Raw genomic sequence first — 6,311 nt, 5'->3', positions numbered from 1 at the left:
CTGGTACTACGATTCACTTTAAGCCAGATCCAGAAATCTTTTCGACACTGACATATAACTACGACACTTTATGTGAGCGTCTTCGTGAATCTGCGTTCTTATTAAAAGGTTTAAAAATAGAAATTATTGATGAACGTCATGATGCCAAGGATGTTTTCCACTATGAAACAGGAATCCAGGCATTTGTTGAATACTTGAATGAAGAGAAGGATGTTCTTAATCCAGTCGTCAGCTTCGAAGGCGAGTTCAGCAAGATTGAGGTTGAGTTTGCATTCCAATTTAACGATGGATACTCCGAAAATGTTCTTTCGTTTGTCAATAATGTCAGGACGAAGGATGGCGGTACTCACGAAGCGGGTGCAAAGACGGCAATGACAAGGGTATTCAACGAATATGCCCGCAAAGTCGGACTTCTAAAGGAAAAGGATAAAAACCTAGATGGCGCAGATATTCGTGAAGGTTTGGCCGGGATTGTTTCAGTTCGAATTCCTGAAGAGCTCCTTCAGTTTGAGGGCCAGACGAAAGGAAAGCTAGGTACGAGTGAAGCCAGATCAGCAGTAGACTCTGTGGTTTCCGAACACCTTTTATATTTTCTTGAGGAGAATCCTGATGTCAGTACTTTGCTGATCCGCAAGTCAATCAAAGCCTTCCAGGCACGCGAGGCAGCTCGTAAAGCGCGTGAGGATGCACGAAGCGGCAAGAAAAAGAAACGCTCGGACGCGATACTTTCTGGAAAACTGACACCTGCCCAGTCTAAAAATCCAGCTAAAAATGAACTTTATCTTGTAGAGGGAGACTCTGCAGGCGGTTCAGCCAAGCAGGGACGGGATAGAAAGTTCCAGGCAGTACTCCCTTTGCGAGGCAAGGTCATAAATACCGAAAAGGCAAAGCTGCAGGATATCTTCAAGAACGAGGAAATAAATACAATCATTCATGCAATTGGTGGCGGAGTAGGTACCGACTTTAATGTGGATGATATCAATTACGATAAAATCATCATCATGACAGATGCTGATACGGATGGAGCCCATATCCAGGTTCTGCTTTTGACATTCTTTTACCGATATATGAAGCCGCTTATTGAGGCTGGAAAAGTTTTCATCGCCCTTCCTCCGCTATACAAGGTAAGCAGAGGTACTGGCAAAAAAGAGATCATTGAGTACGCATGGAGCGATGATGAGCTTAAGGGAGCAATGAAAAAAGTCGGTAAAGGCTACATGATCCAGCGCTATAAGGGACTTGGTGAAATGAATGCCGACCAGCTGTGGGAAACGACGATGGATCCAGAATCTCGAACATTGATTCGCGTGCGAATCGATGATGTGGCACGTGCTGAACGACGAATAACAACTCTGATGGGCGACAAGGTTGAACCTCGTAGAAAATGGATTGAATCTAATGTCGCATTCGGCCTTGAGGAAGATGGCAATATACTTGAGAATGAAAATATTTCAGTTGCAGAGGAGGTTGCTGGCGAATGAGTTCAGTAGAAAAATTCCGTGACCTTCCTTTAGAAGATGTATTAGGCGACCGTTTCGGCCGTTACAGTAAATATATAATTCAAGAGCGTGCACTTCCTGACGCCAGGGATGGATTAAAGCCTGTTCAGCGCAGGATATTGTATGCCATGCACGTTGAAGGTAACACGAGTGAAAAAGGCTTCAGGAAATCCGCAAAGACCGTCGGTAACGTAATCGGCAATTACCATCCTCATGGTGATACCTCAGTTTATGACGCAATGGTGCGAATGAGCCAGGACTGGAAAGTACGCAATTATTTAGTTGAAATGCATGGAAATAACGGCAGCATCGACGGAGATCCTCCAGCCGCGATGCGTTATACAGAGGCAAGATTATCCGCAATTGCCGGCGAATTATTAAGGGACATTGAAAAGCGCACTGTGGAATTTATTCCCAACTTCGACGATACTTCAAATGAACCTACAGTACTGCCTGCAATGTTCCCGAATCTTCTTGTTAATGGTTCAACAGGTATTTCTGCTGGTTATGCAACCGATATACCACCTCATAATCTTGCAGAGGTAATTGATGGAGTGTTCATGCGAATGGATAACCCAGCATGCACGATCGATGACCTCATGCAGGTTATTAAAGGGCCTGATTTTCCAACTGGCGGAATCATTCAGGGTGTTGACGGAATCAAGAAGGCATACCAGACCGGCAAAGGGAAAGTCATCGTACGCGGCAAGGCTGAAATTGAAGAAGTCAGAGGCGGGAAGCAGCAAATCGTTATTACTGAGATTCCTTATGAAATCAATAAAGCCAACCTTGTCAAGAGAATGGATGAATTCCGTCTAGATCGTAAAGTAGAGGGTATTTCAGAGGTGCGTGATGAGACAGACCGCACCGGCCTCCGTGTTGTCATCGAGCTTAAAAAAGAAGCAGATGCAACAGGAGTCTTGAACTACCTATATAAGAACAGTGATTTACAAATCACTTACAATTTCAATATGGTCGCAATTAACAAAAAACGACCTGTTTTAATGGGTCTTGCTGAACTCCTTGATGCGTATATCGATCATCAAAAGGATGTCGTGACGAAGCGTTCACAGTACGACCTTCAAAAGGCAAAGGAGCGGCAGCATATCGTGGAAGGCCTTATGAAGGCTCTCTCAATCCTCGATGAAGTAATTGCTGCAATCCGTGCTTCCAGGGATAAGCGTGATGCTAAGGATAATTTAATCAAAAAATTCGCTTTTACTGAAGTTCAGGCTGAAGCAATTGTTTCCTTGCAGCTATATCGATTAACGAATACGGATATAACACAACTTCAGGCTGAAGCAGAGGAGCTTGCCAAGAAAGTAGATGAACTTTCTGCTATTCTCGGAAGTGAGAAAAAGCTGCTAGCAGTCATTAAAAAAGAATTAAAAGACGTCAAAAAACGATTCGCAGATGACCGCCGCACAAAAATAGAAGCGGAAATTGAAGAGCTTAAAATCAACCTTGAAGTCCTGATTGCCAGCGAGGATGTAATCGTAACGGTAACCAAGGATGGGTATGTTAAACGAACAAGCCAGCGTTCCTATGCAGCCTCCAATGGCATGGATTTTGCAATGAAGGACACTGACAGGTTAATGTCTCAGCTGAACATGAATACGAAGGAAGTGCTCCTGTTATTTACTAATAAGGGAAGCTACCTATATTTGCCTGTTCATGAACTTCCTGATATCCGTTGGAAGGATCTCGGCCAGCACGTGGCTAATATTGTTCCGATTGACAGGGATGAAGTCATCATCAAAGCAATGCCAATCAGTGATTTTGACCAAAATCAATTCCTTTTGTTTATAACAAAGAATGGTATGGTTAAGAAATCTGAGTTAATCCAGTATAAAGCACAACGATACTCAAAACCTTTAACTGCGATCAACGTAAAAGGTGATGACCGAGTTGTCGATGTACACATCACGGATGGAATGAAGGATTTATTCCTTTCTACAAATCTTGGTTATGCACTTTGGTTCAATGAGGAGGAAGTCAGCCCGATCGGTGTAAGGGCTGCAGGAGTTAAGGGTATGAATCTCAAGGATGACGACTATGTTGTTGGCGGTAAAGTAATTGATGATAACACCCAGTCTATCGTAATTGCTACACAGCGTGGTGCAGTGAAAAAGATGAAACTCTCTGAATTTGAAAAAAGCTCTCGTGCAAAACGCGGAGTGGTAATGTTAAGAGAATTGAAATCGAATCCTCACCGAATTGTCGGTGTAGAAGTTGTCCGCGATCAGGATGAAATTTTCTTCCAGACTGAGAAACAGCAGATTGTATCCGTAAAAGCCAGAGAACTTCGATTCAGTGACCGCTATACGAACGGTTCATTCCTTGTAGATGAAAGCGAAACTGGAAAGCTAAATGAACTCTGGAAAGTCGAAAGTGAACTACCAACAGAGAATCAATAATAATTTTATCTTTAAGACACAGGTTAATCCTGTGTCTTTTATTTGTCTACAGTGACAGCCTTGCTTTCCGCTTATGAACAGGTAACAAACAAAATGAAATGAAACCCTCTGATATTTTCAGAGGGTTTTTTATGCATTTTTTTACCATTAATGGGCAACTTAACAGTATATATTTTGGAGGGATGCTCATGAAGAAGGAGCTACTGTTGACATTTACTGCTTTCTTTTGCATGTCATTAACTGCGCTGACGGGTGTATACGCTGGAGAGTCTCACGATAAGACAGTTACTGTATCAGAAAAGAAAGTGGATGTTACCGGGGATAAAATATTTGATACAATTTATGTAAAAGGTGTGCCTTTTGAAGAGGGGGCACAGTTCCTAAAAAGAGTCTACCTTAAGATTAAGGCATCTAACGGGAAGACATACAAAATTGAATTAGAAGGCGGGTACGATCCTTCAACCACTTACCGAGATTTAAACCATGATGGAGTTAAAGATATCTTTGTCAGCATTCCTACTGGAGGCAGTGGAGGACTATCGAATTTCTTTTTATACACACTGAAAGATTTTAAAGTAACCGACATTACAGTTCCTGAACCATTAACAATCAATAGCCAGTTCGTAGACGGCTATAATGCATCCATTACTATTGAAGAAACTGGCCAATCGTACAACTTTGACTTAAGTGACAGGAAAGAGGAATACGAGCGACTTGGACTTTACCAGGACGGCAAATTGAATGAACCAACTGAATTAATGGTCCTTCCATATGGGCTATTAAAAACAGTAAAGGTAAAAGAAAATCTTTATGGTTTAGCTGGCAGCCAGCGTGTCAACGGAGCATACAATGCGGATGGCGTCGCGGAAGTGGAATCGACCTGGTTTTATGAAAAAGGCAAGTGGAATTTGGTCAATACAAGAGTTAAAAGCTTAAAAACTCCATAAAGTAGGCATTTGTAACGTATTGGGCTCATATTGCATAGGCTATGAAAAAAAGGATTCTTTTTTTGAAAGGAGCCTTGGGTTATGAGCAAATTCAAGCCTGAAAAGTTGAGTGTAAAGTATATTCCACCAGCTACAGCTTTTGAACCTGTCGACAGCAGAAAATATACATTAACACATTCCGATATGACTGGTGAACTATATTTAAGCATCGGGAACAGCTACGATTACCAAGCCATTAACTATAAAATGCGCGATGAAGTTTTGGCCGATTGGATTACTGTTAATGGTGAATACTTACTTTACGGTAAGGCATATATCAGCAATGGTGAATTTGATAAAAATATGTCCAGGATACGATATATGATCTTTAAAAAAGAAATGGATCTAGCCTTAACCGGCTTAATTTATGGAGATAGAAGCTTTTACACAAATTATCCTTGGCTGCTTGACGCCCCAATTTATGTCCAATTTGCATCAGTTTATCCGGAATACAGTGAAATAGCATATTACGGAACACCAAGGAAGTACTTAAATATAGCCCGGAGAAAAAGGATCGACAAAACACAGGTTTAACCTGTGTTTTTTGTTGTAAAACCAAAACATAAGAGGGAGGAAGAGGCAGAAACCACTCCTGCGATAACTTTTACTATCCTGGAGCCTCGAGTACAGTTTAAAAAGGGTTCGAATAATAATTTACATTGATCAAAAACAATCTAAGAAAAAACAAAATGAAAGAGTAATGATTTACATAATAATATTATGTAAACTAATACAATAAGAAATATATGAAAGATACAGCACATAAAGATACTGAATCGCTGGAATGCATTAAATGACAATTTCTAAGGTTTTTGCACAAGCAACAAGAAATCTGACAGCTAAAAGCTATCAGATAAAAAAAACGATGTAAAGATGAAATGGTATCACAAGAATTTTAATTTCCAAATGAATTTAAAAAACATTTATATATGATGATTAACTTTATTTGAAATTAAATTTAATGACAACAATATGCAAAAATGAATTGATTAAATAAAAATCAACATTCCATAGAAAATTTAAATTTCATCTCACTAACTTAAGTATACTTAGCAATTGAGACGATTTACATTTACTATTATAGAACTTCCTAGAATTTATGTTATGTAAACTAGAAAAATAATAATTTATAATGGTTTTTTTCGTCTTAAGTACCTTCTCCTCAACAAATAGGAATTATACCATCCTTGGACTTCTTTGTTTTCTTAATGAAGAAAAACACCCCGACAAATAACCGTAATTAATTTTTCAGATTGTAGTCTAATACCCATCCCTATTTCACTAAAAAGACCATTCATTTATGCGAATGGTCTTTTTTTGATTCCTTTTCTATATTTGAACATCCCTTTAATTATGAGATTTCCAGGCACACCAATTGTTCTTAGTATTCATTTGTCTAGGGTTTCATA

General features: G+C 39.8%; 4 protein-coding genes. All 4 read left to right on the top strand.

Annotated elements, in window-relative coordinates; genetic code table 11:
- On the top strand, window positions 1-1,481 hold a 1,481-nt coding region (locus tag WB217_RS06625), incomplete at its 5' end, for a DNA gyrase/topoisomerase IV subunit B (protein WP_423991821.1).
- Complete coding sequence (gene parC / locus WB217_RS06620) at window positions 1,478-3,916, top strand: DNA topoisomerase IV subunit A (protein ID WP_423991819.1); 2,439 nt, start codon at window positions 1,478-1,480, stop codon at window positions 3,914-3,916. The genes WB217_RS06625 and parC, both read left to right, overlap by 4 nt.
- A gap of 188 nt (window positions 3,917-4,104) precedes the next feature.
- Complete coding sequence (locus tag WB217_RS06615) at window positions 4,105-4,863, top strand: hypothetical protein (protein ID WP_423991817.1); 759 nt, start codon at window positions 4,105-4,107, stop codon at window positions 4,861-4,863.
- 81 nt (window positions 4,864-4,944) lie between these two features.
- Window positions 4,945-5,436 carry a staygreen family protein gene (locus WB217_RS06610; protein ID WP_423991815.1) on the top strand — a complete coding sequence of 164 codons (492 nt, stop codon included), beginning with the start codon at window positions 4,945-4,947 and terminating at the stop codon, window positions 5,434-5,436.
- Window positions 5,437-6,311 lie beyond the last annotated feature (875 nt).

This window comes from Mesobacillus sp. (assembly GCF_049588175.1).
GTDB lineage: Bacteria > Bacillota > Bacilli > Bacillales > Cytobacillaceae > Mesobacillus.
Note: the sequence above shows the minus strand (reverse complement) of the source record. Positions and strands in the feature narration are given on the sequence as shown.

Bases quoted from the DNA above. Each gene is read 5' to 3' on its own strand.
- WB217_RS06610 (WP_423991815.1), top strand. From the start codon at position 4,945: ATGAGCAAATTCAAGCCTGAAAAGTTGAGTGTAAAGTATATTCCACCA.
- parC (WP_423991819.1), top strand. From the start codon at position 1,478: ATGAGTTCAGTAGAAAAATTCCGTGACCTTCCTTTAGAAGATGTATTA.
- WB217_RS06615 (WP_423991817.1), top strand. From the start codon at position 4,105: ATGAAGAAGGAGCTACTGTTGACATTTACTGCTTTCTTTTGCATGTCA.